This is a genomic window from Streptomyces sp. NPDC101110 (assembly GCF_044759525.1).
Taxonomy (GTDB): domain Bacteria; phylum Actinomycetota; class Actinomycetes; order Streptomycetales; family Streptomycetaceae; genus Streptomyces.
Genome location: NZ_JBIVZM010000008.1, coordinates 106,794 through 133,636, shown reverse-complemented (window position 1 = coordinate 133,636; position 26,843 = coordinate 106,794). Strand labels below are relative to the sequence as shown.

Here is a 26,843-nt window from a genome sequence, read left to right as displayed (position 1 = left end):
CTCGTGCGGGACGGCGACGTCCCGCACGAGGCATCTCCATGTCACGGGTAGCGCTGCTCCATGGTCTGCCGCAGCAGTTCCAGCGAGTCACGGGGCTTGAGCGCCTCGTCAGCGAGCCGGTCCAGCGCGATCCGGTACTCCTCGGTCTCGTCGCGGTCCTCGAGGAAGTTCGCGCTTCTGATGTGCTCCAGGTAGACCACGTCGGGCAGATCGAGTCCGCCGAAGCGCAGATACGTGATCGGAATGGCCGGCGCCGAGGCATTGGTGACGCTCAGCGGCACGATCTGCAATGTCACATGGGGGCGTTCGGCCATGTCGACGAGGTGCGCGAGCTGCTCCCGCATCACCTCTGCACTGCCCAGGACCCGCAGCAGCACTGATTCGTCGATGATCGCCCACAGCTGCGGTGCGTCCGCCCGGGACAGCAACCGGGCCCGCTGCATGCGCAGTTCGACGCGTCGCTGCACCTCTCCGGCCGGGGCGTTCGGCAGGCCGCGCTCCACCACGGCCCTGGTGTAGGCCGAGGTCTGCAACAGGCCGGGCACGTACTGGATCTCGAAGGTGCGGATGGTGGCGGCGGCCTCCTGCAGTCCGACCAGCCGGTCGAACCACTCGGGCATCAGCCGCTTGTCGTACCGCTGCCACCAGCCCGGCTCGCCCGCGCGCTGCAGCAGCTTGAGCAGCACCGAGGCCTCGTAGTCATCGGTGCCGTACAGCTCCAGCAGCGCCCGGACGTCGTTCTCCGTCGGCGGGCGGCGGCCCTTGCCCGACTCGATGCGGGACAACTTCGCGGCGCTGAACCCGGCAGCGCGCGCCGCCTGGTCCTGGGCGAATCCGGCGTCCTCGCGGAATCCGGCGAGCTGTACACCGACCAGCATCTTCAGCAGAGTCGGCGCCGGCTCGGTCCTGTCCAGGTAGGGTTCCAGACGGGAGATGCGATGCGACGCGGCGGACATCCTGACTCCCAGCAGACCGGCACAAGGGCGACTTACACTATCGCACTTCACCGGGTCTTCACGCATCCGCCCGCAACACCCCCGCAGAAGTAGGGAGTTGGGCTCCACTTCTCCCCGGGGTGCCGCACCGCACGCGAGTCGTCACCGGCCGTCAGAGCAGGTGGTCGAACTCGCCGTCCTTGGCGCCGGCCAGGAAGGCCGCCACCTCCGCCGACGTGTACACCAGGGCGGGTCCGTCGGGGTCACGGGAGTTGCGCACGGCGATCCCGCCGTCCACGAGGGGGGCGACTTCGACGCAGTTGCCCTCGGCGTTGCTGTGCCGGCTCTTGATCCAGCAGGCTTCCAACGAGCTTGCCTGCACTCCGTTCCGCACTGGTGGCACCGCAGTCTCCTTGCTGTTCTCGTTCCCCGCCGCGCACGGTGTGCCCGGCCGTCCGGCCGAGAGCGGCCGCGTCCCTTCGACCGCACTCGCCCCGGCTTGCGTACCCTCAACGGCCGGCTTTTCACGCAATTTCTCGTGCAATTGCACGCGAGCGCCTTCAGCGTGGATAATAGCTGCGGCGTCAACCCCCGTGCTGACGCCCCGTCCTGACGTCGCATCGGGGAGATGCCGTGTCATCACCTGCGCAGCACGTGCTCCAGCCACCGAGTGGGGCCGCGGCGCACGCGGGCGCCCCGGGGGCGGGCCAGGCCGTGCCTGCCGGCCGGCCCACTCCCTCGCCGTTCGGGGCCCCGCCCTCGGTGCCGACGACACTCCCGCAGTTCTCGGGGGCCCTGTCCGCCTCGGTAGCCCTGCGGGTCGAGTGCAGCCGGGAGGGGTTCGCCCGGGCCCGGTCGTTCACGCGCGACACACTGCACGACTGGTCACTCGACCACCGCTGTGACGACGCGACCCTCGTCATCACCGAGCTCACCGCCAACGCCGCGACGCACGCGGTGCCGAGAAGCCCGGGAGCGCCGGAGATCCGGCTCGGATTCCTCCTGGACCCCGGCCATCTGCTGGTCACCGTCTCCGACCTCGACGACCACCCGCCCGTGTTCTCGCCGACCGGCGCCGCTCTGGAGGAGCACGGACGGGGTCTGTGCATCGTCGACGCCCTGTCCGAGGAGTGGGGCTGGACCCCCAGCCCCCCGGCAGGCAAGACGGTCTGGGCCCGCCTGGCCACCCGGCCGGCCACCCCCTGTCCACCCATCTGACACCACTGCCGCGGAAAGGCCCTTCGCCATGCGCAGCGCTTCGACGGAACACCCGAGCAGCGAGCGCCTCCAGCGCCCCGACGCCCCCACCGGGGCGGCCCGGAACACGCCGCTCACGGCATTGGACCGCGTGCCGTGGGGCGACATCCAGGACTCCACCGGCTCGGCGGCGGCCATCCCCCTTCTCCTCAAGGGCATCGCCGGGGGCGATGCCGAGACCGCCCGCTCCGCCCTCGAAGACTTGCGGAAACGGATCTGCCAGTTCGGTTTCGTCGTGGAGCAGGCGACCGCGGCCACGGTTCCGTTCCTGTGGGAGCTGGCCAAGCTGCCGCAGGTCACCTGCCGTGCCCAGATCATTTGGCTGCTCAAGAGCATCGCCGAGGCGCGGCAGTGGGAGAGCACCGCCGCCGTCTATCCGAAGCTGCTGAACCACCGGGAGAATCCGGTGGTGTGGGAACGTGCGGCGCGCCAGGCCGTACGGGCCCGGCGCGGCGAACTCGGCCGGCTGATGGTGGACCAGGACCGCGAGATCGCCCGGGCGACGAACGAGCTGGCACGGTCGCTGGGCGCCTGAGACCGTCGTACGGTGTGCGGTGGGCAGGGAGCCCGCACCGGCCCTCGGACGTGACGAAACGGTGAGGACCCCCTGTCACCATGGGTGATGCCCCTCGCCTCGCGGGGCCCGGCAGTGTAGACATGGCACATGGTCCGACTCTTGGGTCGATCCGCGACTCGATCGCCCCTGCGGTCCGGCGCTGCGCCGTCGGCCCGGCAGCCGCGGGAGGCGGGCCCGTCGCGGTGGCAACCGGCGGCGGGGCTGCGGTCGGTGCTGGGCGGACGCAGCGTCGCCGGACAGGTGTTCCTGCTCGTCGTGGTGATCGTGCTGCTGCTCGTCGTGGCGGCCGTCGTGGCGTTGGTGCTGCAGGTGCGGCACGACACCACGCAGGAGGCCCGCAACCGTTCGCTCGCGGTCGCGGAGACCTTCGCCAACGCGCCGGGCACCGTCGAGGCGCTGCAGAGCCCTGATCCCACCGCCGTGCTCCAGCCGCGCGCCGAAGCCGCCCGTGAGCTCTCGAAGGTCGACTTCATCGTCGTCATGAACACCGACGGCATCCGCTACACCCACCCCAAGCCGGACCGCATCGGGAAGAAGTTCGTCGGTACGATCGCCCCGGCGCTCGCCGGGAAGTCCTTCACCGAGGAGATCGACGGCACCATCGGCCCGCTCGTCCAGGCCGTCGTGCCGGTAAAGGACCAGAACGGCAGGGTCGTGGGCCTGGTCTCGGCGGGGATCACCACCAAGAACGTCGGCGGGACCGCCGACCGCCAGCTGCCGCTCGTACTCTCGGCCGCCGCCGCGGCGCTCGCGCTGGCGACCGCGGGCGCCGCGCTGGTGAGCAGGCGGCTGCTGCGCCAGACCCACGGTCTCGGGCCGCACGAGATGACCAGGATGTACGAACACCACGACGCCGTGCTGCACGCGGTGCGCGAGGGCGTGCTCATCGTCGACGACGGGGGCACCCTGCTGCTCGCCAACGACGAGGCGCACCGCCTGCTGGGACTGCCCGCCGACGCGGAGGGCCGGCACGTCCTGAGTCTGGGTCTGGACCCGGGCATCGCCGACCTGCTGGCCTCGGGGCGGGTCGCCACGGACGAGGTGCACCTGGTCGGGGACCGGCTCCTGGCCCTCAACCAACGGACCACGGACCGTGCGGGTGTCCCGCCCGGCAGCGTCGCGACCCTGCGCGACTCCACAGAGCTGCGGGCCCTGTCCGGGCGGGCCGAGACCGCCCGGGAGCGGCTCAACATGCTGTACGACGCCGGGGTGGGCATCGGGACGAGCCTGGACGTGACCCGCACGGCCGAGGAGCTCACCGAGCTGGCCGTGCCCCGGTTCGCCGACTTCGTCACCGTGGACCTCTTCGACGCCGTACTGGGGGGCGGACAGCCGAACGCGGCGGCGACGCTCAGCCGGACGGCGGTGAGCGGGATCCGCAAGGACGCGCCGCTGTACCCGACCGGAGAGCGGATCAGGTTCGTCGACTCCTCCCCGCAGGGCCGCAGCCTCGCCACCGGCGGCCCAATCCTGGAGCCCCGGCTGAGCCACGCTCCCGGCTGGCAGGCGCAGGACGTGGAGCGCTCCGCGCAGATCGTCGCGTACGGCATCCACTCGCTGATCACCGTGCCGCTGCGGGCCGGTGCGCTGGTGCTCGGCGTGGTCAGCTTCTGGCGTTACGAGAAGCAGGAGCCCTTCGACACGGACGAGCTGGCCCTGGCGGAGGAACTGGTGGCGCGCGCCGCCGTCTCCATCGACAACGCGCGCCGCTACACCCGTGAGCACAGCATGGCGGTGACGCTGCAGCGCAGCCTGCTGCCCCGGAACCTGCCCGAGCAGGGCGCCCTGGAGATCGCCTACCGCTATCTGCCGGCGCAGGCCGGGGTGGGCGGCGACTGGTTCGACGTGCTGCCGCTGTCGGGCGCCAGGGTGGCGCTCGTCGTCGGGGACGTCGTCGGACACGGGCTGCACGCCGCGGCCACGATGGGCCGGCTGCGCACGGCGGTGCACAACTTCTCCGCCCTCGACCTGCCTCCCGAGGAACTCGTCGCCCTGCTGGACGAGTTGGTCGGCCGTATCGACCAGGACGAGACAGCGGACGACGGCAGCGCCCCGGTCACCGGCGCGACCTGTCTGTACGCCGTCTACGACCCGGTCTCCCGGCGCTGCACCGTCGCGCGGGCCGGGCATCCCCCGCCGGCGCTGATCCACCCGGACGGCAGCGTGGAGTTCCCCGAGGTGCCCGCCGGTCCTCCGCTGGGCCTCGGTGGTCTGCCCTTCGAGACGGCGGAGCTGGAGCTGCCGGAGGGCAGCCGGCTCGTCCTCTACACCGACGGGCTGGTCGAGGACCGGGAGCGGGACATCGACGAGGGCCTGGAGATGCTGCGTGAGGCGCTCGGCCGGGCGGGGCAGTCGCCGGAGGACACGTGCCGGGTCGTGCTCGACTCGCAGCTGACGGCACGTTCCAGCGACGACATCGCGCTGCTCGTCGCGCGCACCCGGGCGCTGGCAGCCGACCGGGTCGCCGAGTGGCCGGTGCCGGCCGACCCCGCAGCCGTGGGCGAGGTGCGGGCTGCGGTCAGCCGGCAGCTCGAAGCGTGGGGCCTGGAGGAGCTGACGTTCAGCACGGAGCTGATCCTGAGCGAGCTGGTCACCAACGCGCTCCGCTACGGCGACGGACCGATACGCGTGCGCGTGCTGCGCGACCGCAACCTGATCTGCGAGGTGTTCGACAGCAGCAGCACCTCGCCGCACCTGCGGTACGCGACGATGACGGACGAGGGCGGGCGCGGTCTCTTCCTCGTCGCACAGCTCGCGGAGCGCTGGGGGACGCGCTACCTGCCCGCGGGGAAGGTGATCTGGGCGGAGCAGCCCCTGCCATAAGTACTGGTAGGGACTTCCCATAAAGTAGCCTTATGAGCTCATAGACCGGACCCTCGTACCGGGTTAGGTATGCCTTAGTTTAGGCTTCCCCTCGAGATCGCTTGTCGCCGCTCGAAGGGAACCTGACCATGCCCCGCCCCCTGCGGGTCGCCATCGTCGGATCCGGCCCCGCCGGGATCTACGCCGCCGACGCCCTGCTCAAGTCCGAGGTGGCCGCCGAACCCGGCGTGTCCATCGACATCTTCGAGCGGATGCCGGCGCCGTTCGGACTGATCCGCTACGGCGTCGCCCCCGACCACCCGCGGATCAAGGGCATCATCACCGCCCTGCACCAGGTGCTCGACAAGCCGCAGATCCGACTCTTCGGCAATGTGGACTACGGCACCGACATCGGCCTGGACGACCTGCGGGCGTTCTACGACGGCGTGATCTTCGCCACCGGCGCGACGGCCGACCGGGCGCTCTCCCTGCCGGGCATCGACCTCGACGGCTCGTACGGCGCCGCGGACCTCGTGTCCTGGTACGACGGTCACCCGGACGTGCCGCGCACCTGGCCGCTGGAGGCGGAGAAGGTCGCCGTGCTCGGCGTCGGCAACGTCGCGCTCGACATCGCGCGCGTCCTGGCCAAGACGGCGGACGAGCTGCTGCCGACCGAGATCCCGGCGAACGTCTACGAGGGTCTGAAGGCCAACCGGGCCAAGGAGATCCACGTGTTCGGCCGCCGCGGCCCGGCGCAGGCGAAGTTCAGCCCGATGGAGCTGCGGGAGCTGGACCACTCCCCCAACATCGAGGTCATCGTCGACCCCGAGGACATCGACTACGACGAGGGCTCGATCGCCACGCGGCGCGGCAACAAGCAGGCCGACATGGTGGCCAAGACCCTGGAGAACTGGGCGATCCGCGACGTGGGCGACAGGCCCCACAAGCTCTTCCTGCACTTCTTCGAGTCGCCGGTCGAGGTCCTCGGCGAGGACGGCAGGGTCGTGGGTCTGCGTACCGAGCGCACGGAACTCGACGGCACCGGCAACGTCAAGGGCACCGGCACGTTCCACACCTGGGACGTCGGCGCGGTGTACCGCGCGGTGGGCTATCTGTCCGACAAACTCCCCAAGCTTCCCTGGGACTTGGACTCCGGCACCGTTCCGGACGAGGGCGGCCGGGTCATGCAGGAGTCGGGCGAGCACCTGCAGTCGACCTACGTCACCGGCTGGATCCGGCGCGGCCCCATCGGCCTCATCGGGCACACCAAGGGCGACGCCAACGAGACGGTGGCGAACCTGCTGGACGACTACCGCAACGACCGGCTGCACAGGCCCGCGACGCCCGGACCCGAGGCCGTGGACGCGTTCCTCGCCGAGCGTGGCATCCGCTTCACCACCTGGGACGGCTGGTACCGGCTGGACGCCGCGGAGAAGGCTCTGGGTGAGCCCGAGGGCCGCGAGCGCGTGAAGATCGTCGAGCGTGAGGACATGCTGCGGGCCAGCGGCGCCTGACGCCTCGCCCTGACGTCTCATCACCTCCCGTGGGGCGGGTTCGGTGGCAATGTCACCGGACCCGCCCTTCTGCGTACTTGAAGCGTGTACGATCCAGATGCTTCACCGAACCATCACATTGCCTTCACCCGAAGGCCATGCAGGGGGGACGAACGTCCATGCGCATACGCCTTGTCACCACCACGGCCCTCGCCGCCGGGGCCCTGACCGCCCTGTCGGCGGTCCCGGCCCAGGCCGCCGAGTACGACTCCGCGCTGAAGATCCGCGGGATCCAGTACGACGCTCCCGGCAGCGACTCGAACCGCTGCTCCGGAGGGAACACCAAGGACGAGTACCTGACCATCAAGAACTACTCGCGTTCCACGACGGTGAACCTCAAGGGGTACGTCGTGAAGGACGCCGCGGGCAACAAGTTCACCTTCACCGCCGGCCACACCCTCCAGCCCGGCGACTACGTGAAGCTGCGCGGCGGCAACGGGACCGACTCCGACGCGAACAACGTCGTCTACCGCGACAACTGCAACTTCATGTGGAACAACGACAAGGACACCATCTACGTGTACAAGCCGTCGGGCAGCCGCGCCGACGTGCACTCGTACACGAGGAGCGGCTCCGACGCGGACCGCAACGGGTACATCACGTACCACGGTTGATCCTTAGCCGCTCCGGCGCCGGTCCTCCGTGTCAGGGGGCCGGCAGCCAGCGGTCGAGGTAGGCCCGCAGGCCCGCGAGGTCGGTGCCCCGGCCCACGTAGCCCACGTATCCGTCCGGCCGTACGAGAGCGTGGGTGTTGCCCGACCAGGGGCTGCGCGGGCCCAGGTGCTGAACGTCCAGCAGATCGCGCCGTCCGCCCGGGGGCAGGTCCTCCGGCCGGTGTCGGCCGGGGCCGGTGAGCAGCAAGTGGTAGCCGGGCCCGGCGACGCGTCGCTGGAGACCGGCCGGAGCGTCGGGCAGTCGGTCCCCGGCGCGGGGGCCCCTTGGCGGGCGGTGCGGCCCGCTGACGGACAGGGGGCCGCGGCGGTAGTGGATGCCGAGTTCGGAGACCGTGCGGAACAGGCGGGCCCGGGCGCGGGTCGCGTGCAAAAGCAGCGGGGCCGCGTGCGGGACGAGACGCGTGCGGGCCAGCCGCAGGGCCGGGTGGCTGCTCGTACCGGCGGTGAAGGCACGGTCGGTGAGACGGCGTACGCCGTGTCCGACCGGGGCGCGCTCTGCCTCGTACGTATCCAGCAGTTCCGCCGGCGCCGCGCCGCGGCAGACGTGGGCGAGTTTCCAGCCCAGATTGAGCGCGTCCTGGATGCCGGTGTTCATGCCCTGTCCCCCGGCCGGGCTGTGGATGTGCGCCGCGTCGCCGGCGAGGAAGAACCGGCCCCTGCGGTAGCGGGTGGCACCACGGTTGTGGATGCGGAAGCTCGTCATCCAGACCGGATCGCGCAGGGACACCTCGTCGGCGGTCCAGTCGTCGGCGATCCGCTGGAGAAGGTCCAGTGTCACCTCGTCCCCGGGTGCGCCCGGCGGGTGCATGGCGATCATCCGCCAGGTGGCCGGAGTGCCGAGCGGGAAGAAGAACAGCAGCCCGGCGCCGCTCATGTACGTGTGTGCGGCGCCCGGTTCGATCCCGTCGGCCTCCAGGTCCGCCAGCAGGAACGTCTGTGGGTAGGCGTGTCCCTCGAAACCGATGCCCGCCAGGGAGCGCACGGTGCTGTGTGCGCCGTCGCAGCCGACGACGTGGCGTGCCCGCACGGTTTCCTCGGTGCCGTCCCCGTGTCGCAGGCGGCAGGTGACGTACGCGCCCTCCGGTTCGGCGCTCAGCAGTTCCGTGCCCCGCTCCACGGTCACGTCCCGCGTGGCCAGATGAGCCGTCAGCGTCGCTTCCGTCTCCGACTGCGGGAGGAAGAGCAGGAAGGGGTACGGCGTGTCGTCGCAGCCCACGTCGAACAGCGGGACGTGCAGCACCCGCCGGGGCAGGTGCAGGTGCAGCCCCACCGCCGCGTTGCCCCGGTCGACGAGGTCGTCCGTCACGCCGAACGCGGACAGCATCTCCAGTGTGCGGGGCTGGATCGCCGGGGCGCGTGACTCCCGGGCGCGGTCCAGCGAGCGGTCGACGATGCGGAACGGGGTTTCGTACGCGCGCAGTTGGGTCGCGAGTGCGAGTCCGGTGGGCCCCGCTCCCACCACGAGCACGTCCAGGGGTGCCGTCATGGCTCATACCGTAGACGCGGCCGGTGGCGCGCGGGTGTCGCCGTTGCGGCGTGCCGGGGCCCTCCGCGACGCGTGCGTGGCGGAGGGCTCCCGTCCGGTGTCCTCGGCTCAGACCTCCAGGTCGGCTTCGATGCGGCGCAGCTGGTGGCGGGCCATCGCGAGGTTGGCCCTGCTCCCGTCGAGCACGAGGTAGAGGAAGAGTCCGCTGCCTCCGCGGCCCTTCAGGAGGCGGATGAGGTGGTACTGGGTGTTCAGGGTGATGAGGATGTCCTCGATCTCCTCCTTGAGTCCCAGGTGTTCCATGGTGCGCAGCTTGGACCGTACGACGTCGGTGTTGCCCGCGGCGGCGACTTCCAGGTTGAAGTCCTTGCCGCCGCCGAGGGTGCCGAGGGCCATGCCGCTGGTGTAGTCGACGAGGGCCACGGCCGTCGCTCCGTCGATGGAGCTCAGGCATTCCTTCAGCGCGGTCTCCGTGTTGGCCATGCGCTCGGTTCCTTTCTTCGGGTCTGCTACTTCGGTGGGTCGGAAGGTTCGGGGTGGGCTCAGCTGCCGGTCTGGGGACGCGGCTGGTGCGTGGGCCGCTGTGGCGTGCGGACGGGGAGGGTGCCGATGGGACGGTCCGTGGCCGGGGGCACCGTGGCGAGGTGCTCCTCGGGCACCGGCCGGTCGGCGTGGCGGCCGGTGCCGGGGCCGACGCGCGTGGCCAGCAGGTCGGCGATCCGGGCACCGCTGCGCCGGCCTTCGAGGTGGAGACGGCCGACGTTGACGCGGTCCTCGGCGAGGAGCGTCAGGACGGCGGTCGTTCCGGCGGCGTAGGTCGCGACGTAGCCCCTTGAGCCCCGCACCAGCAGTTCGCGGAAGTCGCCCCGCGAGGCCGCGTCGGTCATGCGGTAGGCGACGCCGAGGGCGGCGGCGGTGAGCGCGGCGAGGCCCTCCGGTTCGGCGTCCGGCACGTCGTGGGCGAGGACGAGTCCGTCGACGGTGGCCGCGAGTGATCCTGTCAGCCGGGGTATGCGGGTGCGCAGCCGCCGCAGTTCGTCCAGGACGTCGGTCTCGACGACCATGAGCAGTCTCCTTTCGGCACGCTGCCTTCGCGCGCGGATCACAGTGCCTCCAAGGCGTGCAGGAGCCGTCGCAGCAGTGCGGTCTCGGGCTCGTCCGGTGCGGTGGGACGAGGAGGGGGGCCCGGTTCGGCGGACACGGGAGCGGGGGCGGGGGCTGGGGCCTCGACCGGGGTCGGGGAAGGGGGCGAGGCCGGGACGGGGACGAGGGGGGCCACGGGCGCCACCAGCCCGGCGGCGGCGAGGCGGCGGAGTTCGACGAGGGTGTGGAAGGTGCGGCAGGCCAGGGCCGTGGCGATCTGGGCGGCGGTGCGGACGCCGTCGACCTGGGCGAGAGTCCGGCCGCGGCGGGCCGGCAGGTCGGCCGCGCCCGAGCCGGGCACGCGGGCGAGGGGCGCGCGGTCGACGGCGGGTTCGGGCCATATGCGGTGCAGCAGTTCGCGACGGCGTCTGGACTCGCGCAGGACGGTGTCCACCGGGACGGAACGGACCGCACCTAGCCAGTGCGCGGCTCCGGGCCGGAACCGGAGCGCCGGTCCGTCATGGGCGAGGAGAAAGTACGCCGCGTCGAAGAGGGCGCCCAGGTGGCACAGTTCCAGGGCGCCGGCGGCGAGGTGTCCGCTGTCCACTAGTTGCCGCCCGACGCGGCAGCGGCGTCCGGCCTGGTCGATCGCCTCCCACCAGCCGTCCGCGGCGAGCGCACCGCTGTGGGTGAGCAGATCGCCGAGGTCCGGGGTGACGGCGGATTCGACGTGGACGACGCGTCCCTCGGCCAGGTAGACGATTCCCGACGCGGTGGACAGGGCGCCGGTGGCGCCTTGTGCGGCCAGTGTGCCCAGCAGGGCCGAGGCGGGCTCGTCCGTGGGCAGGGCCCGGGTCGGTGCGGTCATCCGAGTACCAGCCGGTCCGTCATCTCGGCCAGCCGGATGCGGGCCAGGGCCAGGTTTCCCTCGCTGCGGTCGAGCCACAGGTGCACGAACACGGTGCTGTCGAACGTCGTCGTGACGAACCTGAGCAGGTGGTACGAGTCGGCGTTCGTGATGATCAGGTCCTGTACGGGGGGTTCCTTGCCGGACGGCCCGTCGGCGCCACCGGGGTCACCGGGGTCTCGGCCGGACGGCGCGATCGCGTCGTCACCGGACGGTCCGCCCGGGGCCGTGCCGGTCAGGGCGAGGGCGCCGCTCTCGGTGGCGAGACGGGCGAGTTCGGCGGTTTCCGCCGCCGTCGCCTCGACATCACCACCGGGTGCGTCACCCACCGCGCCCAGCGCAAGACCACTGATCCAGTCGACCACCGACGCCCCTCGAGCACCTGGCAAGCGCATGGCTTCCAGCAGACTCTCGTCGATTCCGGGCACGCCGAATCCCCTCCCCCTGCACGGCAGTTCCCGCGAACGTGAGCACGACACTACGGAATGTGCTCTGCGCAGGTGAACGCTTTGGCATTTTCCAAATGAATGTGCAGTGGAGCGGGCACGGGCGCGATGAGATCGATCCGAAATGTGCAGGACCTGTCCTGTTGTGGTGCGATACCGCATCGATACGGACCGGCGATGCGCGGCGGGCCGCGGCCCGGTACGTACACTCTCCGGCACCGTTCCCCACGTCAGCGAAGGGCCCGGGACGGCGGCCCGGGCGGGGCGGCGTGAGGCGGGTGACCTGTCGCTGCGTCACGGCAGCGGCTGCTCCGCCCAGATGACCTTTCCGTCGCTCGTGTGCCGGGCACCCCAGCTCTGGCACGTCTGGGCCACGAGGAGCAGGCCGCGGCCGCCCTCGTCGTAGGTGCGGGCCCGCCGCATGTGCGGGGCGGTGGTACTGCCGTCCGACACCTCGCAGATGAGGGAACGGTCGTAGATCAGCCTCAGTTCGATGGGGGGTCCGGCGTGCCGGATGGCGTTGGTGACCAGCTCGCTGACCACCAGCTCGGTGACGAACGCGCAGGCGTCCAGGCCCCATTCGGCCAGTTTCCGGCAGGCGTTCCTGCGTGCCACGGCGACCGCGGCCGTATCGGGGGGCACGTCCCAGGAGGCCACGTGGAAGGTGTCCAGGGCACGGGTGCGGGCCACGAGCAGGGCCACGTCGTCGCCGGGCCGCTCGGTGAGCATGGTCCCCAGCACCGCGTCGCAGGTGCCCTCCAGAGAGCTGTCGGAGCTCCGCAGCGTGCGGAGCAGGGTGTCCATGCCTTCCTCGATGTCACGGGACCCCGTCTCGACGAGGCCGTCGGTGTACAGCGCCAGCACGCTCCCCTCGGGCAGCTCCCGTTCGACGGCCTCGAACGGCAGACCGCCGAGCCCCAGGGGAAGTCCCGCGGGGACGTCGAGGAACTCGACCTGCCCGTCCGGGGTGAGGAGCGCCGGGACGGGGTGCCCCGCGCGTGCCAGGGAGCAGCGGCGGGAGACCGGGTCGTAGACGGCGTACAGACAGGTGGCCCCGATGTCGCCGGTGCCGTCGGCCCCCGCGGCCAGGTGACCGACCAGGTCGTCCAGGTGGGTGAGCAGCTCGTCGGGGGGAAGGTCGACGTCGGCCAGGGTCCGGACGGCGGTCCGCAGCCGTCCCATGGTGGCCGAGGCCTGGATGCCGTGGCCGACGACGTCGCCGACGACCAGTGCGACGCGGGCGCCGGACAGCGGGATCACGTCGAACCAGTCGCCGCCCACCCCGGCCTGGGTGCTGGCGGGCAGGTACCGGGAGGCGATCTCGAGGGCGGACTGCTCGGGCAGCCGTTGGGGCAGGAGGCTGCTCTGCAGGGTGAGCGAGGTGGCGCGCTCCCGGGTGAACCGGCGGGCGTTGTCGATGCAGAGGCCGGCCCGGTCGGTGATCTCCTGGCCGAGCAGCAGGTCGTCCTGTTCGAAGGGCTCCGGGTTCCGGTGGCGCGAGAAGGTGGCCACCCCCAGCGTGAGGCCGCGTGCCCGCATGGGCACGGCCAGCACCGAGTGGAAACCGAACCGCCGCATCCGGTCGCCCCGCTCGGGGGTCTGGCGCAGGACGTGCTCCATGGCCTCGCCCGTGATCTGCTGGATCAGCGGTCGGCCGAGCGCCAGGCACTCGGCCGCCGTCGACTTGTCCGGGTAGACGGCCACGGTCCCGTTCGGCACGACGGCCTCGGGGCAGCCTTCGAGGACCGACTGGTGGGCCACGCGGCGCAGCCGCACGGGGCCTCTGGGGGAACCGGTGGGCGGGTCCTCGCCGTCGTCGATGGAGGGCAGCAGGTCGACGGTGACGAAGTCGGCGAGCCCCGGCACCGCCACGTCGGCGAGTTCCTGCGCGGTGCGGACCAGGTCGAGCGTGCTGCCGATGCGCAGACTCGCCTCGTTGACCAGGGCCAGCCGCTGTCGCGCCAGGTGCTGTTCGGTCATGTCGTGCGCCGAGAGCAGCACCCCCTGCGTCCGGCCGTCGTCCGCCCGGACCGGGGCGAGGGAGACGGTCCACACGCTCGGGCGCTCGTGGCCCGCGAGCTGCAGGGAGACCTGGAGGTCCTGCCGCTCGCCGGTGTCCAGCGCTCGACGCATGGCCTGCTCGGTGCGGTCGGCCTGCGGATGGTGCACGATCTCCGAGACCCGCAGTCCCCGCATCGCCTCCTCGGGCAGGCCGATCACCCGTTCCATGTCGGCATTGGCCCGGACCAGCCGCAGGCCGGTGTCGTACAGGGCGGTCGTGCAGGTGGACTGGGTGAAGCTCCTCCTGAGGAACGCGTCGTCCTCGGGGCTCGTCCCGAGGCGGCCGGCTGCCGTGAGCAGCAGCCACTCGCTGCGGGCGCCGTCGTGCTGCCGGAGGTGGGCGAGGAGGTTCACGGTGAGGGGGTGGCCCTCGCGGTGCAGGAGCGTCACCGCTCCGCTCCATCTGGGGAGCGTGAGCAGGGAACTCAGGACGGCGGGCGGGACCTCGTCGGCGAGCAGCGCCGCACCCGGCCGGCCGATCACTTCGGAGGCCGGGTAGCCCAGCAGCCTGCGTGCTCCTTCGCTCCACTGTGTGACGACGCCGCGCTCGTCCACGACGGCCCTCGCGGTGGCGGCCTCGTCGACGAGGTCGTCGGGCGGTGCCCCGCTGCCCTCGCCCGGGACGGACGCAGATCTCGCCATGGAGCCTCAACCCGCCTCACCCACTAGGCATCCTTACTACTTCGTTCCGATATGCCCCAAGAATGACAGATATCTCCTGTGCCAGTTGAATGGCCGGAGAGGCTGGTGAGCAGCGTGCGCACCAGCCCGACCAGGGGCGGAGGTCGTGATCATGCCTGTCGACGGCGAGCGGATCTGGCCGGACGCGGCCGAGTGGACCGGGAAGATCTACAGCGAGGGCTGGCGGACCGCCGGGGGCGGCACCCGGCTGGTCGTCGAACCGGCCACCGGTGAGCCGCTGGCGGAGGTGGGTCTGGCCTGCGCGGCGGATGTCGAGCGGGCGGGGACCCGGGCCGCGCGGGCCGCACCGGAATGGGCGGCGACCCCGGCGTCCGACCGCTCCGACCTGCTGATGCGCGCCGCTCGCGCCCTGGGTGAGCACAGCGGAGCGGTCCGCGCATGGATCGTCCGGGAGACAGGGGGCGTCCCGGCCAAGGGCGACTACGAGATCGCCGCCGGTCTCGCTCAGCTGCGGCACGCGGTCGGGCTCGCCTCACAACCCCCGGGCGAGGTCCTCTCGCCGCAGGTTCCGGGCGGGACGAGTCTGGCGTGGCGGGTCCCGCTGGGGGTCGTGGGGGTCATCACCCCGTGGAACGCGCCGCTGCTGTTCGCGATGCGGGCGCTGGCGCCGGCGCTGGCCCTCGGCAACACCGCGCTGCTCAAGCCCGACCCGCTCACCCCCGTGACGGGCGGCGTCCTGGTGGCGCAGCTGTTCGCGGAGGCCGGGCTGCCCGAAGGCGTACTGCACGTCCTGCCGGGCGACGCGGCGACCGGGCGCGCGGTCGCCGCCGACCCGCAGGTCGCGATGGTCTCGTTCACCGGCTCCACCGAGGCGGGGCGGGAGGTGGCCCGGATCGCCGGCGAAGGGCTCAAGCGGGTGTCCCTGGAACTGGGCGGCAAGAACTCGATCGTCGTCCTGGAGGACGCGGACGTGGAGGCGGCCGCCGCGGCCGGGGCCATGAGTGCGTTCGGCTACCAGGGCCAGGCCTGTGTCGCGGCCGGACGCCATGTCGTCCACGCGGACCTCGTCGAGGAGTACACCGAGGCGCTCGTACGGCAGGCGAAGGCGCTGCCGGTCGGCGATCCGCGGGACGAGGGCGTGGCGCTCGGCCCGGTCATCAGCGAGCGGCAGGCGGCCCGGATCGAGCGGATCGTGGACGAGAGCGTGGCCGCCGGCGCACGTGTCCTGGCCGGAGGCAGGCGTGCCGGGTTGTTCTACCCGCCCACCGTGCTGGACCGCGTCGAACGGTCCATGCCGGCCTACCGCGAGGAGATCTTCGGACCTGTCGCCCCCGTCGTCCCGTTCCGCGGCGAGGCCCAGGCCGTGGAGATCGCCAATGACACGGCGTACGGACTGAGCGCCGCCGTCCACTCCCGGTCCGTGCCCCGGGCCACGGCTCTCGCGCAGCGGTTGCGCACGGGCATGGTCCACATCAACGACGTGTCCGCCAAGGACGCCGCGAACGCGCCCTTCGGTGGCATGGGGGTCTCGGGCAACGCCTCCCGCATCGGCGGCACCGCCAGTCTGGAGCAGTTCACGCAGTGGCGCTGGATGACGGCGCCGGGGCCGGTGTGACCCCGCCCGGGGCGGGACCACCCGGTTCGCCCTGTTCGGGCGCTTCATGAGCCGCCGCGCCGGGTGTCCCGGACCAGCCGCCGGTCCTGCGCACCGTCGCTCCTCGGGGCTGGACCCGCGCGTGATCCACCGGACGCTCAGGGTCCGGACGGTGGGTCGAGCTCCGCAGGCCGGCGCGCCGACGTGGACTTCCCGAGCCCGTGCCGTGCCCCTGCGGAACCCCGGAGCGACGGCCGGCCGCGGGGCCGCCCACGGCTTCGCGCAACTGGCGGTCGGGCCTACGCCCCCCGCCCCCACGGTCGTAGTTTCTCCGGGTTGCGGACCGCCCAGATTCGGGTGACGCGGCCGTCGGAGACGGCGAACGAGGCCACTGTCATGACGACACCGGCGCGCCGGGCCACCAGGCCCGGCGTGCCGTTGACCGACCGCTCCAGGAGTTCGAGCCCCGGCGCCCGGTCGGCGATGGCGACCATGTACTGGGCGATGCGCGCGCCGCCCTCGACGGGGCGCAGCGCGGCACCGGCCTTGCCGCCGCCGTCGGCGGTCATCACGGCGGCCGGGTCGAGGAGGCGGACGAGCGCGGCGATGTCCTTGCTCTCCCACGCCTCCTTGACGTGCCTCACCACGTCGGCGCGTCCGGGCGCGGTCCGCTGGGAGGGGGCGGCGCTCACCCGCCGCCGGGCGGAAGCCGCAAGCTGCTTGCAGGCGGCGGGAGTTCGGCCGAGGACGTCGGCGATCTCGGCGAACGGGTAGCGGAAGACGTCGTGCAGGACCAACGCCACCCGCTCGGCGGGCGTCATCGTCTCCAGGACGACGAGGAAGGCCACGGAGACCGACTCGTCCAGGACGATCCGGTCGGCGGGGTCCGCGGGGCCGGAGCCGTCCGCGGGGCCCCACTCGGCGCGATCGGGAAGTGGCTCGGGCAGCCACGCGCCGACATAGCGTTCCCGGCGGGCCCGGGCCGATCCGAGTACGTCCAGGCAGATGCGGCTGGTCACCGTCGTCAGCCAGGCCCCGGGGGACAGGATCTCCTCCCGTCGGCTTCGCGGCAGCGCGTACCAGCGTGCGTAGGCATCCTGCACGGCGTCCTCGGCCTCGGTGACAGAGCCGAGCAACCGGTAGGCGACATTGAGCAGTTGGCGTTGCTCACCGGCTGTGCCGTCCGTGCTCGTGCCGACCGTCCCCATGGCGTGGCGTCCCCCTCGCCTCACCTTTCGCAGCCCCGCGTCGTCGGGCTGTCGAGACCTTATCGATCTCTCGCCCCGGGGCGGAAGAGAGGACTGTGACATGGCTACTCAGGTGACGGCGACGGCACGGCGTGGTGCCGCGTTCCTGCAGATCGCGATCGCCCTGCAGACCCTGACCATCTTCCTCCAGGCGGTCTCCGCCGGATTGCTGCTGACCTCGTCCTACGGGGAGACGCTGCACAGTGCCGGGGCGCGGGTGATGTACGGGGCGTCGATGTTGTACGTGCTCGCGGCGGTGCTGGCGTGGAAGCCGGGCGGCGGCTCGCCCCGCCCGGTCTGGCACGCGTCGGGTTTCCTCGCGCTCGCCTCGCTCCAGGTCGTGCTCGGCATCGCGCACGTCCCGTCGCTCCATCTCCCCCTGGGCGTGCTGATGTTCGGCCTGAGCGTGCTGGCGCTGGCCCGGCGCTGAGGTCCGCCGGGATCCGAATCGGCCCGGCCGGCGGGGAGTCGGGGCAAGCGGATCGGCGTCTGCAGTGATCGCAGTGGACGAAAGTGTCTGCGTCCGGCCAACGACGGGAGACCGGGGAACTGCGAGCGTTCTGGTGGGCCGTGATCGTCGGCCCGCACCTTCGCGCAGTCCCCCGAAAGGCCCCGTCATGTTTGTTCCAGCCCGCTGGTGTGATCGCCACCGGCTCGCCGTCGTCCTGATCTGGTCGGCATGTTGTTCCCCCTGGGGAGCCGGGCTTGGCGCCTTCGGCAACAGCTCCACCTCGCAGGACACCGGTTCCTGGAGGGCGGGAGGCCGCGCTCCCTGCCGGCCCGTGCTGCCTGGAGTGAGGGAAGGGAACTGCCCACCGGCTTGGTGCGCGCGGGAGAGCGGCAGGGCTGAGTCGGGCTCCGGCCGCGCGAGCCCGCCCCGGTCCCTCCGGAGTGGAACAATCGGCTTCACGAGTCCGAGCCGAGGAAGCCGGTCAGCACAGCGTGGAACGAGCAGACCTCCCCTTTCCGCCCTCTCCGTGGCACCTCACCGGTGACATGATCGTCTCACTGTGGCGCGTCCCCGTGGGCGATCTGCCGTCCTGGCGGCTGCCGCCCGGAGCCCGCCCGTGGATCGTGCGGCGCCGTGCCACCGTGGTCACGTTCTGGGTCGACTACCGGCCCGGTGGCGTCCTCGCCTACCGTGAGTTCCTCATCGCCCTGGCCGTGCGTCAGGGTCACCGCCTCAACGCCTGCGCCGTGTCCGCCTGGGTCGACGACGAACGGTCCCTCGCCGGGGGACGCGCGCTGTGGGGCATTCCGAAAGAGCTGGGCACGGTCACGGTCCGGGCGGACAGCCGGGGCGCCCGGGGCGAGCTGGCCGCTCCCGGGATTGCGGCGGTCCGCCTCGCGTACCGGGACGTACTGCGGCTGCCCTTCCGGCTGCCCGCCCGAGCCCACCTGGTCCAGCAGTTGTCCGACGGCTCGCCGTGCCGTGTCCCCATGCGGATCACGGGACGACCGGCCCTGGGCCGCGGCCGCGTCACGACCGCACCCGGGGCCTCCCTGTCCGTCCTCGGACGGCACCGGCCGTTCCTCTCCCTCGCACTGCGTGACTTCCGCGGCGTCGTGGGCGGCCCGGCCGATGCCGGCCACGCGTGACGCGCACCGCTCAGCAGCAGCGGCTGTGGGTGCGGGTCTCCTGCTGCCTCAGGCGCAGCACCTGGTACTCGCGGCGGGTCGGGACCGGGGCGAGCGGGTGGTGGCGCCGGTGCCGCTCGCAGTGACGGTCGTACTCGGCCTCACCGGTCAGCTCGCGCAGGTACCAGCGCACGGCCCGTACCCAGCGCCGGATCACGAGCGTGCTCCGGCTCCGCCACCGGCCCCGGCCCCGGCCCCAGCCCCGGTCAAGGGCTCGACGGGGCTGCCCGACGTGTCGATACGGGACTCCACGTACGGGGCCTCGGTCGTCGGCAGCGGCGTCGCGGACCGTATCGCGCGTACGCAGACCACCGCCGCGTTGCCGATCACCACCGCGACCAGGAGCAGGAAGAGGGCGATGAGGACGCCGTCCACGGTGGAGTTGGTGACCACGGTGTGCATGTCGGCGGACTTTTTGGCGGGGGCGAGGACCTGACCGGCGTCCAGAGCTTCGGCGTAGTGCGCCCGTTGGGCGAAGAAACCGATCTTCGGGTCGGTGGAGAAGATCTTCTGCCAGCCGGCGGTGAAGGTGATCGCGGTGACCCAGACGAGCGGGACACCGGTGACCCAGGCCCAGCGCAGACGGCCGGACTTGACCAGGATCGTGGTGCAGACGGCGAGGGCGATGGCGGCGAGGAGCTGGTTGGCGATACCGAAGAGGGGGAAGAGCTGGTTGATTCCGCCCAGGGGGTCGGTGGCGCCGGTGTAGAGGAAATAGCCCCAGGCGGCGACCACCAGGCCGCTGCACAACCAGATGCCGGGCTTCCAGTTGACCCGGCCGAGCGGCTTGAAGACGTTGCCGAGCATGTCCTGGAGCATGAAGCGCCCGACGCGGGTGCCGGCGTCCACGGTGGTCAGGATGAACAGCGCCTCGAACATGATGGCGAAGTGGTACCAGAAGGCCTTCATCGCCGTGCCGCCGAAGACCCCGGAGAAGATCTCGGACATGCCCACGGCCAGGGTGGGCGCACCGCCGGAGCGGGCGATCAGCGTCTGTTCCTCGACGGCCTTCGCGGCCTGGGTGAGCTGATCCGGTGTGATGGTGAAGCCGAGGCCCGCGACCGCGTGGGAGGCGGACTCGGCCGTCGCGCCGAGCAGGCCCGCCGGGGCGTTCATGGCGTAGTACAGGCCCGGTTCCAGCGTCGCCGCGGCGATCAGGGCCATGATCGCGACGAACGACTCCATCAGCATCGCGCCGTAGCCGATCAGCCGGACCTGCGACTCCTTCTGGATCAGCTTCGGGGTCGTGCCCGAGGAGACCAGGGCGTGGAAGCCGGACAGCGCGCCACAGGCGATCGTGATGAAGAGGAAGGGGAACAGCGACCCGGCGAAGACGGGGCCCGTTCCCGACGTCGCGAAGTCGGTCACCGCGTCCGCCCTGAGCACGGGCGCGGCCACGATCACGCCGACCGCGAGCAGCGCGATGGTGCCGATCTTCATGAAGGTGGAGAGGTAGTCGCGCGGTGCCAGCAGCATCCACACCGGCAGCACGGAGGCGACGAAGCCGTAGCCGACCAGGCAGAAGACGAGGGTGGTGGGGCTGAGGGTGAAGGTGTCGGCCAGGGAGGAGTTCTGCACCCAGCCGCCGCCGACGATGGCGAGGAGGAGCAGGGCGACGCCGATGAGACTGGTCTCGACGACCCGGCCGGGGCGGACGCGGTGCATCCACAAGCCCATGAACAGGGCGATGGGGATCGTCATCGCGACGGAGAACGTGCCCCACGGGGAGTGGGCCAGCGCGTTCACGACCACCAGGGCCAGCACCCCGAGCAGGATGATCATGATGGCGAAGACCGCGACCAAGGCGGCGATCCCGCCCGCCCGGCCGATCTCCTCGCGGGCCAGCTGCCCGAGCGACCTGCCGTCCCGGCGCATCGACAGGAACAGCACCACCATGTCCTGGACCGCCCCGGCGAAGATCACCCCGGCCACGATCCACAGCGTTCCCGGCAGATAGCCCATCTGCGCCGCGAGGACCGGGCCGACCAGCGGACCGGCGCCGGCGATCGCGGCGAAGTGGTGGCCGAGCAGCACCCTGCGGTCGGTCGGCTGGAAGTCGACGCCGTCCTCCAGGCGTTCGGCGGGAGTGGCCCTGCGGTCGTCCGGGCGCAGGACGCGGCGGGCGATGAAGCGGGAGTAGAAGCGGTAGGCGATGGCGTACGAGCCGAGCGCGGCGACGACGAGCCAGACCGCGGAGATCTTCTCGCCACGGGCCAGCGCGAGGACGCCCCAGGCGACGGCACCCAGCAGGGCCACACCGGCCCACAGCAGGACGGACCGGAGTGACATACGCGACCTTTCGGGCGCCGACGGGTCGGTTTCGGACAGGGTGGACACAGGCATGGCGGCTCCTCACCGGGGCGGTGCGGGGCGCCTCGTGTCACGGGGCGCCCGGAGATCAGCGACGGCGGCTCTCCCGTCCGCTGTCGGTCTGTGCAAGAGTTGCCCACCCGCCGGAACCGGTTGACAGCGAAAGTCCATGACATTTCCCGCCGGTTCCGTGTCCTCCGATCGGGGTCACCGCGCAACTCCCCCGTGAGGAATCAGGCACACCAAGGACGGTGACCCATGGCCGACGGCACCATGACCGCGACGTTCCTCGCGGTGATCGGCGGAGCGTCGCTGCTCGCCGTGACCGCGCGGCGCCTGCGTCCCAGCGACCGGCTGCCGTCCCTGGAGGGCTGGGCGCTGGCGGACCGCAGTCTGGGGCCGGTGTGGACCTGGTTCCTGCTGGGCGGCACGATCTTCACCGCGTACACCTTCACCGCCGTGCCGGGCCTCGCCTACGGCAACGGCGCGGCGGCCTTCTTCGCCGTGCCGTACACGGTGATCGTCTGTCCGCTGGCCTTCGTGCTGCTCGGCCGTCTGTGGACCGTGGCCCGGGCGCACGGCTACGTCACCGTCGCCGACTTCGTCCGCGGCCGGTACGGGTCCGCGCCCGTCGCGCTGGTCGTGGCGCTGACCGGGATCCTCGCCACCATGCCCTACCTGGCGCTGCAACTGCTCGGCATCCGCGCCGTGCTGACGGCCGGCGGGGTGTATCCGCGCGGGGCGGCCGGTGACCTGGTGACGGTGGCGCTGTTCGCGGGACTCGCCGTGGCCACGTACCGGCACGGGCTGCGCGCGCCCACCGTCATCTCGGCGCTCAAGGCGGTGGCCGTCTTCGTGTCGCTCACCGCGGTGACCTGGCTGGTCCTGGAGCGGCTGGGCGGTCCGGGTGCCGTCTTCGAGGGGGCGGCCGGGCAGCTCGGCGACCGGGCGCTGGTCCTCACCCCGGCCCAGCAGCCCGCCTACGCCACCCTCGGGCTGGGTTCCGCGCTCGCCCTGCTGATGTACCCGCACGTGCTGACGGCGGGCTTCGCCGCCGACGGGCCGCGCACCCTGCGCAAGGTCTCGGTGGCGCTGCCCGCCTGGACGGCGCTGCTCGCGCTCTTCGGCGTCCTCGGTTTCGCGGCGCTCGCCGCCGGGGTGCGGGCCCCGGACGGCGCAGCCGAGGCGGCCGTGCCCATGCTGGTCGACCGGTTGATGCCGGGCCCGCTGGCCGGGCTGGTGTTCGGCGCGATCACCGTCGGGGCGCTGGTCCCGGCGGCGGTGATGTCGATCGCGGCCGCCACCAGCTTCGTCCGCAACGTGTACGTCGAGTACGTGCACCCCACGGCCACCCCCAAGCGGCAGGTCCGCATCGCCAAGGCCGTCTCGCTCATCGCCAAGGCCGGGGCCGTCGCCTTCGTGATCGGGCTGCGCGACCAGGACGCGATCAACCTCCAGTTGCTCGGCGGGGTCTGGATCCTGCAGATCTTCCCGGCCGTCGCCGTCGGCCTGTACACCGGACGGCTGCATCCCCGGGCGCTGCTCGCCGGGTGGGGCGTGGGCATGGCGGCCGGGACGTTCCTGGTCGTCCGCGAGGGGTTCTCCTCCATCGTGGGCTTCGGCTCGGGGCCGCCGGAGATCTACGCCGGCCTCGCCGCGCTCGTGCTCAACCTGATCGTCGCGGTGGCGGGCACCGCCGTACTCGAACGTCTCGGCGTCCCACGCGGCGCCGATCTGACCGACCTGCCGTCCCGCCTGACCCTCGGGCGGCGTCCGGAGACGGGAGCGAACCAGCAGTGAGACACAGACATCCGATACCGGTGCCGGAGCAGGGCGTCGAGGCGCTGACGCCCGCGCCGGCCGACCCGGCGGAGGTGGAGCGAGAGGCCGGACTGGCCGGTCTCTTCGAGTTGCACTACGCCTCGATGCTGCGCCTGGCCGTGCTACTGGGCGCGGATGATCCGGAGAACGTGGTGGCCGAGGCGTACTACCAGATCTACCGGAAGTGGCGGCGCCTGCGGGACACCGCGGCGGCGGAGGCGTATCTGCGCTCCACGGTGTGCAACCTGACCCGGATGCGCATCCGGCACCTCCAGGTCGCCCGCAAGCACACGGAGAACCCACCCGAGGAGACCGTCGTCTCCGCCGAGAGCGCGGCGTTGCTCCGTGACGACCAGCGCGTCCTGATCGACGCGCTGCAACAGCTGCCGGCCCGGCAGCGCGAGGCCCTCGTCCTGCGGCACTGGCTCGGGCTGAAGGAGGGCGAGATCGCCGCCGCGATGGGCATCTCCTCCGGTTCGGTGAAGACGCACACCGCACGCGGCCTCGCCGCACTGACCCAGGCGATGGAGGCCCGGCGATGAACCACACCGACCCGGACCGCACGGAGCGGGAGCTGACCGAAGCCCTGGCCGCCCTCGCCGGCGGGGTGCGCGCCGCGCCGGACGCCTATCGCACGGCACGTGGTGAGTGGCTGCGCCGCGAACGTCGTCGCCGACTGGTCCTCGCCGTGCTCGTGACCGTCGTGTTCGCGTTGGCCACACTGATCGGCCTGTGGGTGCTGAACGAGGCGCCGTCCCATCCGGGAGTGATCTTCTCGGGCCTCCCGGGCACCCGGGCCGGCACGGGGTAGGCGGACAGGCCCACGACGGCCCTGCCGCACCGGGCAGTGGGACAGTGTGACAGCCCCACCCGCCGGGGCGGCACTCCCGGACACCCGACCCCGGACCGTCCCGTCGGTGTCGAACCGCAGGAGGCGCGGTTGCGGGTCACCGGGCGGGTCAGGAACGTCCCCGCGGTTCTGACACATCTCGCCCGGGTGGCCGGTCGGTTCACGGGGTGCGGAACCCGCGGAACGTCACGTGCTTGCGGGTCTCGAAGCCGAGCCGTTCGTAGAGGGCGAGCGCCCCGGTGTTCGCCTCGGCCACGTGCAGGAAGGGACGGTCACCGCGAGCGACGACCCTCGCGATGTGCGCGCCCAGCAGGCGGACGGCGTGGCCCCGGCCGCGCGCCTCGGGCGCGGTGCAGACGGCGCTGATCTCCGTCCAACCGGGAGGCCGCAGCCGCTCCCCCACCATCGCCACCAGGGTCCCGCCGTCGCGGATGCCGAGGTAGGTGCCGAGTTCGTGCGTGCGCGGCTGGAAGGGCCCCGGCCGGGTCCGCTCGACGAGGTCGAGCATCTCGGGCACGTCCCCGGCACCGAGCCGGACCACGCCGGTCCCGGAGCCCTCAGGTGACGGGTCCGGGACACTGCCGCCGGCCCAGACCATCTGGCGGCCCTCGAGGACGAAGACCGGTTCCCAGTCCGGCGGCGGTGTCGCCGGGCAGCTGAACATGTCCGCGAACTCGCCCGGTCCGAGCAGCTTGGCCAGGTCGTGCCAGGCCGCCGCGTCCGGCTCGGCGGGCACCGCGGAGAACGTCGCGACTCCGGGTGCATAGGTGGCGGCACCGCCGAGCCGACGGGCGAGATGCGCGTGGTGCCCGCGGAGCGACTCGCCCACCGGGTCGTCGAGTGCGGCGGCGTCGCTGAGACCCGTCATCGTGCTGCGCCCTTCCATGTCCTGCCGCAGCCGGTCGGCCGGCGGGCCGACGCGACCGTCGGATGTCGGCAGCCATGCTAATCAGCGCGTCGCGACCGCATCCGGGCGCTACCGGCGACAGGCGCCGCACGCCACCCGAACGTCACCGGCGACGCCGACGGCGCCCGCATCCTGCGCAGCGTCCTGATGAAGCCGGAGTCCGAGGACCACGTGCAGCGCCTCCACGAGCGGGTGGCACGTCTCGCCCGGCCCTGAGCGCGGCCGCCGGGTACCCTCCACGACCGGGTCGCGCGTCTCGCCCGGCCCTGAGCGCGGCCGCACAGGTTCACGTCAGGTCGGGGTCGCCCCTGAGTGCGTGCGCCTCCGCGAGGAGGAGGTAGCTGCTTGCGGTCCAGGTGTAGGCCCGGTCGCGCAGGCCCGTCCCGACGAGGGCGTCGAAGTTCTCGGCGAAGCCGTGGGCTTCGCACAGGGCGCGGAAGCGGGTGCTGATGTCGTCCGCCAGGCGGTGGTGGCCGGCCCTGCGCAGGCCGTCCTCGATGAGGACGGTGGCGGGAGCCCAGATGGGACCGCGCCAGTAGCCGTCGTCGAGGTAGCGGGGTGACGTCGGCAGTTCGGTGGCGAGGCCGTACGGGGTCAGGTGGGCCTTGATGTGGTCGGCCAGGGCGCCGCTGACATGGGGAGGGAGATGCTCGCCGAGCACGATGGGCATCAGGTCGAGGAGACTTGAGCTGCTCCAGGTGTCCCCCGTGCCCACTCCCCGGGTGACGAACCGGTCGCCCCTCCAGAGCTGGTCCAGCAGGCTCGTCCGGGTCTCCTCGGCGGCACGCACCCAGCCGCGGGCCTCGTCCGCCAGACCCAGTTCCGTCGCCAGCTCGGCCAGTTCACGGAACTGGAGGACGAGGAAGGCGGACAGGTCGGCGGTCTCGACCACCCGCTCGGGGTCGAAGGTGGTGGCGTTGTCCCAGCCGCTGTCGTTGCCGTGCTGGTAGTGCGGGAAGGCGGAGCCCGGGGCGCGGCGGGCGGTGAGCCAGAAGTTCGTCCAGCGTTCCAGCCGGCGGTAGACCTCGCTCAGTTCGGCCGGGTCGGGAGGCTCAGGCAGGCGGCGGCGCAGGTGACCGTAGGCCCAGCCGTGGATCGGCGGTTTGACGAAGTTGTGCAGGACCTCGGAGTGGGTCACCGAGTCGGGGAGGGCGCCGCTGCCGTCCTGGTGGTCGAAGGGCAGGGCGAACTGGTCCCGGGCCAGTTCCGGGCAACCGGGCGCCAGGGCGAGGGCGTTGAAGCAGTGGTCCCAGCTCCACACCTTGTCCATCCAGTGCTTGGACATCAGCACCGCGGGCCGGGTGACCAGACCGGTCGGGTTCACGGTGGCCGACCAGACGACGTAGGCGGCCAGTTCCGCGGCCGGGGTGGCGGACGAACGCCAGGGGGCCACCGCGTCCACGAACGCGGCGAACGAGCCCTGCGCGGCTGCCGCGACGCCGGCGAAGTCCGCTGTGGACGTGTAGGGCGGGCGGGCGGTGCCGAGTTCCTCGATCGCCGTCTCCCAGGTCCCGTCGGGCCCGGCGGCGGTGGCGACACCCCGCTCGGCGCTGCCCAGTGTCTGGGCGCCGGTCGCGTCGAGGCCGCCGAACAGGGCGGTGACCCGGTACCGGCGTCCCGTCTCGTAGGACGTGAACACGTGGGCCCCGGCGGCGGCGTCGTGGAAGAAGTAGCTGCCGCTGAACGGCGTCAGGGTCCGTGCGGCCGCCCGTACGGCCATCCCCAGGCCGTGTCCCCGCAGTCGCACGGTGTCCGGCGACTCGTAGGCGAGGTCGACGCGCCCGTCCGCGCCGATCCAGCTGAGCAGGCCCGGTCTAGCCTCCACCCGGGTCTCGGCCCGGTCGCCCGTCACCGGGTGCAGCGGGGTGAGGCTCAGCACGGCGTGCATGCCGTTCTGGTGGGAGACGAGGTGCAGATCCTCGGCGTACGTCTTCTCCGCCACCACGGGCGAGATGCCGAACCAGGATCCGTGGGTGCTGAACGGGATGTCGTGGACGGAGAAGGCCGGGCCGGAACGGCTGGCGGTCATGAGGTGTCACTCGTTTCTCGAGCA

General features: G+C 72.1%; 24 protein-coding genes. 11 read left to right on the top strand and 13 right to left on the bottom strand.

Features of this window, described 5'->3' with window-relative positions:
• Positions 1-41: 41 nt before the first annotated feature.
• Together ACIQU3_RS20515 and ACIQU3_RS20510 are read right to left on the bottom strand one after the other, a co-directional pair.
• Positions 42-956, bottom strand: coding sequence for a helix-turn-helix domain-containing protein (locus ACIQU3_RS20515; protein WP_403730902.1), 915 nt, complete (start codon positions 954-956; stop codon positions 42-44).
• Positions 957-1,107: 151 nt separating this feature from the next.
• Entirely contained in the window at positions 1,108-1,338 is a 231-nt protein-coding gene (locus tag ACIQU3_RS20510) for a DUF397 domain-containing protein (RefSeq protein WP_234849312.1), read from the bottom strand.
• A 230-nt stretch (positions 1,339-1,568) separates the two neighbouring features.
• Between ACIQU3_RS20510 and ACIQU3_RS20505 the strand changes: the two genes are divergently transcribed.
• The 5 genes from ACIQU3_RS20505 (at position 1,569) to ACIQU3_RS20485 (ending at position 7,738) form a co-directional block, all read left to right on the top strand.
• Positions 1,569-2,153 carry an ATP-binding protein gene (locus ACIQU3_RS20505; protein WP_403926919.1) on the top strand — a complete coding sequence of 195 codons (585 nt, stop codon included), beginning with the start codon at positions 1,569-1,571 and terminating at the stop codon, positions 2,151-2,153.
• A gap of 28 nt (positions 2,154-2,181) precedes the next feature.
• Complete coding sequence (locus tag ACIQU3_RS20500; protein ID WP_403926916.1) at positions 2,182-2,727, top strand: hypothetical protein; 546 nt, start codon at positions 2,182-2,184, stop codon at positions 2,725-2,727.
• A 129-nt stretch (positions 2,728-2,856) separates the two neighbouring features.
• Entirely contained in the window at positions 2,857-5,592 is a 2,736-nt protein-coding gene (locus ACIQU3_RS20495) for a SpoIIE family protein phosphatase (protein ID WP_403926913.1), read from the top strand.
• Positions 5,593-5,720: 128 nt separating this feature from the next.
• On the top strand, positions 5,721-7,085 hold the full coding sequence (locus ACIQU3_RS20490; protein WP_403926910.1) for an FAD-dependent oxidoreductase: 1,365 nt from the start codon (positions 5,721-5,723) through the stop codon (positions 7,083-7,085).
• A 158-nt stretch (positions 7,086-7,243) separates the two neighbouring features.
• Entirely contained in the window at positions 7,244-7,738 is a 495-nt protein-coding gene (locus ACIQU3_RS20485; protein ID WP_403730888.1) for a lamin tail domain-containing protein, read from the top strand.
• Positions 7,739-7,769: 31 nt separating this feature from the next.
• On the opposite strand, the gene ACIQU3_RS20480 is transcribed toward ACIQU3_RS20485, so the two are convergent.
• The 6 genes from ACIQU3_RS20480 to ACIQU3_RS20455 form a co-directional block, all read right to left on the bottom strand.
• The gene (locus ACIQU3_RS20480; protein WP_403730885.1) at positions 7,770-9,284 is read right to left on the bottom strand and encodes an FAD-dependent monooxygenase; all 1,515 of its coding nucleotides are present in this window, start codon (positions 9,282-9,284) and stop codon (positions 7,770-7,772) included.
• A 108-nt stretch (positions 9,285-9,392) separates the two neighbouring features.
• Complete coding sequence (locus tag ACIQU3_RS20475; protein ID WP_031136637.1) at positions 9,393-9,767, bottom strand: hypothetical protein; 375 nt, start codon at positions 9,765-9,767, stop codon at positions 9,393-9,395.
• Between the two features lie 59 nt (positions 9,768-9,826).
• On the bottom strand, positions 9,827-10,348 hold the full coding sequence (locus tag ACIQU3_RS20470) for a roadblock/LC7 domain-containing protein (protein WP_403926907.1): 522 nt from the start codon (positions 10,346-10,348) through the stop codon (positions 9,827-9,829).
• A 38-nt stretch (positions 10,349-10,386) separates the two neighbouring features.
• Positions 10,387-11,235, bottom strand: coding sequence for a hypothetical protein (locus ACIQU3_RS20465; RefSeq protein WP_403730878.1), 849 nt, complete (start codon positions 11,233-11,235; stop codon positions 10,387-10,389).
• Positions 11,232-11,702 (bottom strand): hypothetical protein, encoded by a 471-nt coding sequence (locus ACIQU3_RS20460; RefSeq protein ID WP_403926904.1) that lies wholly within the window; start codon positions 11,700-11,702, stop codon positions 11,232-11,234. Before ACIQU3_RS20460 ends, ACIQU3_RS20465 begins: the two co-directional genes overlap by 4 nt.
• A 312-nt stretch (positions 11,703-12,014) precedes the next feature.
• Positions 12,015-14,423: a SpoIIE family protein phosphatase gene (locus ACIQU3_RS20455; protein ID WP_403926901.1), complete on the bottom strand. Its 2,409-nt coding sequence runs from the start codon at positions 14,421-14,423 to the stop codon at positions 12,015-12,017.
• Between the two features lie 151 nt (positions 14,424-14,574).
• Here ACIQU3_RS20455 and ACIQU3_RS20450 point away from each other — a divergent pair, with 151 nt between their 5' ends.
• Positions 14,575-16,038: an aldehyde dehydrogenase family protein gene (locus ACIQU3_RS20450; protein WP_403730866.1), complete on the top strand. Its 1,464-nt coding sequence runs from the start codon at positions 14,575-14,577 to the stop codon at positions 16,036-16,038.
• Between the two features lie 278 nt (positions 16,039-16,316).
• On the opposite strand, the gene sigJ is transcribed toward ACIQU3_RS20450, so the two are convergent.
• A complete protein-coding gene (sigJ, locus tag ACIQU3_RS20445; RefSeq protein WP_403730863.1) occupies positions 16,317-17,225 on the bottom strand; it encodes an RNA polymerase sigma factor SigJ in 909 nt (302 codons plus the stop codon).
• Between the two features lie 100 nt (positions 17,226-17,325).
• On the opposite strand from sigJ, the gene ACIQU3_RS20440 reads away from it, so the two are divergent.
• Both ACIQU3_RS20440 and ACIQU3_RS20435 read left to right on the top strand, forming a co-directional pair.
• Positions 17,326-17,694: a hypothetical protein gene (locus ACIQU3_RS20440; protein WP_403730860.1), complete on the top strand. Its 369-nt coding sequence runs from the start codon at positions 17,326-17,328 to the stop codon at positions 17,692-17,694.
• 566 nt (positions 17,695-18,260) lie between these two features.
• A complete protein-coding gene (locus ACIQU3_RS20435) occupies positions 18,261-18,863 on the top strand; it encodes an acetoacetate decarboxylase family protein (protein WP_403730855.1) in 603 nt (200 codons plus the stop codon).
• A gap of 10 nt (positions 18,864-18,873) precedes the next feature.
• Here the strand turns inward: ACIQU3_RS20435 and ACIQU3_RS20430 are convergent, their stop codons facing one another.
• Both ACIQU3_RS20430 and ACIQU3_RS20425 read right to left on the bottom strand, forming a co-directional pair.
• Positions 18,874-19,059 carry a YbdD/YjiX family protein gene (locus ACIQU3_RS20430; protein WP_403730850.1) on the bottom strand — a complete coding sequence of 62 codons (186 nt, stop codon included), beginning with the start codon at positions 19,057-19,059 and terminating at the stop codon, positions 18,874-18,876.
• Positions 19,056-21,245 (bottom strand): carbon starvation CstA family protein, encoded by a 2,190-nt coding sequence (locus ACIQU3_RS20425; protein ID WP_403926898.1) that lies wholly within the window; start codon positions 21,243-21,245, stop codon positions 19,056-19,058. The genes ACIQU3_RS20430 and ACIQU3_RS20425 overlap by 4 nt, the downstream gene beginning before the upstream one ends.
• Positions 21,246-21,470: 225 nt before the next feature.
• Between ACIQU3_RS20425 and ACIQU3_RS20420 the strand changes: the two genes are divergently transcribed.
• From ACIQU3_RS20420 to ACIQU3_RS20410, 3 genes are read left to right on the top strand one after another with little or no spacing between them, the layout of a single operon-like run.
• A complete protein-coding gene (locus ACIQU3_RS20420; protein ID WP_403926895.1) occupies positions 21,471-23,012 on the top strand; it encodes a sodium:solute symporter in 1,542 nt (513 codons plus the stop codon).
• Positions 23,009-23,575, top strand: coding sequence for a SigE family RNA polymerase sigma factor (locus ACIQU3_RS20415; RefSeq protein WP_403730841.1), 567 nt, complete (start codon positions 23,009-23,011; stop codon positions 23,573-23,575). The genes ACIQU3_RS20420 and ACIQU3_RS20415 overlap by 4 nt, the downstream gene beginning before the upstream one ends.
• The gene (locus ACIQU3_RS20410) at positions 23,572-23,844 is read left to right on the top strand and encodes a hypothetical protein (RefSeq protein ID WP_403730838.1); all 273 of its coding nucleotides are present in this window, start codon (positions 23,572-23,574) and stop codon (positions 23,842-23,844) included. Before ACIQU3_RS20415 ends, ACIQU3_RS20410 begins: the two co-directional genes overlap by 4 nt.
• Before the next feature lie 199 nt (positions 23,845-24,043).
• On the opposite strand, the gene ACIQU3_RS20405 is transcribed toward ACIQU3_RS20410, so the two are convergent.
• Both ACIQU3_RS20405 and ACIQU3_RS20400 read right to left on the bottom strand, forming a co-directional pair.
• Positions 24,044-24,751, bottom strand: a complete 708-nt coding sequence (locus ACIQU3_RS20405; RefSeq protein ID WP_403730836.1) for a GNAT family N-acetyltransferase — start codon at positions 24,749-24,751, stop codon at positions 24,044-24,046.
• A 325-nt stretch (positions 24,752-25,076) separates the two neighbouring features.
• Positions 25,077-26,819, bottom strand: a complete 1,743-nt coding sequence (locus ACIQU3_RS20400) for an amylo-alpha-1,6-glucosidase (protein ID WP_403926893.1) — start codon at positions 26,817-26,819, stop codon at positions 25,077-25,079.
• Positions 26,820-26,843 lie beyond the last annotated feature (24 nt).

What these genes read in the sequence shown, in the direction of transcription:
- ACIQU3_RS20495 (WP_403926913.1), top strand. Translation starts at nt 2,857, where the DNA reads ATGGTCCGACTCTTGGGTCGATCCGCGACTCGATCGCCCCTGCGGTCC.
- ACIQU3_RS20515 (WP_403730902.1), bottom strand. Translation starts at nt 956, where the DNA reads ATGTCCGCCGCGTCGCATCGCATCTCCCGTCTGGAACCCTACCTGGAC.
- ACIQU3_RS20485 (WP_403730888.1), top strand. Translation starts at nt 7,244, where the DNA reads ATGCGCATACGCCTTGTCACCACCACGGCCCTCGCCGCCGGGGCCCTG.
- ACIQU3_RS20450 (WP_403730866.1), top strand. Translation starts at nt 14,575, where the DNA reads ATGCCTGTCGACGGCGAGCGGATCTGGCCGGACGCGGCCGAGTGGACC.
- ACIQU3_RS20470 (WP_403926907.1), bottom strand. Translation starts at nt 10,348, where the DNA reads ATGGTCGTCGAGACCGACGTCCTGGACGAACTGCGGCGGCTGCGCACC.
- ACIQU3_RS20480 (WP_403730885.1), bottom strand. Translation starts at nt 9,284, where the DNA reads ATGACGGCACCCCTGGACGTGCTCGTGGTGGGAGCGGGGCCCACCGGA.
- ACIQU3_RS20405 (WP_403730836.1), bottom strand. Translation starts at nt 24,751, where the DNA reads ATGACGGGTCTCAGCGACGCCGCCGCACTCGACGACCCGGTGGGCGAG.
- ACIQU3_RS20465 (WP_403730878.1), bottom strand. Translation starts at nt 11,235, where the DNA reads ATGACCGCACCGACCCGGGCCCTGCCCACGGACGAGCCCGCCTCGGCC.
- ACIQU3_RS20475 (WP_031136637.1), bottom strand. Translation starts at nt 9,767, where the DNA reads ATGGCCAACACGGAGACCGCGCTGAAGGAATGCCTGAGCTCCATCGAC.
- ACIQU3_RS20400 (WP_403926893.1), bottom strand. Translation starts at nt 26,819, where the DNA reads ATGACCGCCAGCCGTTCCGGCCCGGCCTTCTCCGTCCACGACATCCCG.
- ACIQU3_RS20440 (WP_403730860.1), top strand. Translation starts at nt 17,326, where the DNA reads ATGGCTACTCAGGTGACGGCGACGGCACGGCGTGGTGCCGCGTTCCTG.
- ACIQU3_RS20490 (WP_403926910.1), top strand. Translation starts at nt 5,721, where the DNA reads ATGCCCCGCCCCCTGCGGGTCGCCATCGTCGGATCCGGCCCCGCCGGG.
- sigJ (WP_403730863.1), bottom strand. Translation starts at nt 17,225, where the DNA reads ATGGGGACGGTCGGCACGAGCACGGACGGCACAGCCGGTGAGCAACGC.
- ACIQU3_RS20425 (WP_403926898.1), bottom strand. Translation starts at nt 21,245, where the DNA reads ATGCCTGTGTCCACCCTGTCCGAAACCGACCCGTCGGCGCCCGAAAGG.
- ACIQU3_RS20420 (WP_403926895.1), top strand. Translation starts at nt 21,471, where the DNA reads ATGGCCGACGGCACCATGACCGCGACGTTCCTCGCGGTGATCGGCGGA.
- ACIQU3_RS20410 (WP_403730838.1), top strand. Translation starts at nt 23,572, where the DNA reads ATGAACCACACCGACCCGGACCGCACGGAGCGGGAGCTGACCGAAGCC.
- ACIQU3_RS20455 (WP_403926901.1), bottom strand. Translation starts at nt 14,423, where the DNA reads ATGGCGAGATCTGCGTCCGTCCCGGGCGAGGGCAGCGGGGCACCGCCC.
- ACIQU3_RS20435 (WP_403730855.1), top strand. Translation starts at nt 18,261, where the DNA reads ATGATCGTCTCACTGTGGCGCGTCCCCGTGGGCGATCTGCCGTCCTGG.
- ACIQU3_RS20500 (WP_403926916.1), top strand. Translation starts at nt 2,182, where the DNA reads ATGCGCAGCGCTTCGACGGAACACCCGAGCAGCGAGCGCCTCCAGCGC.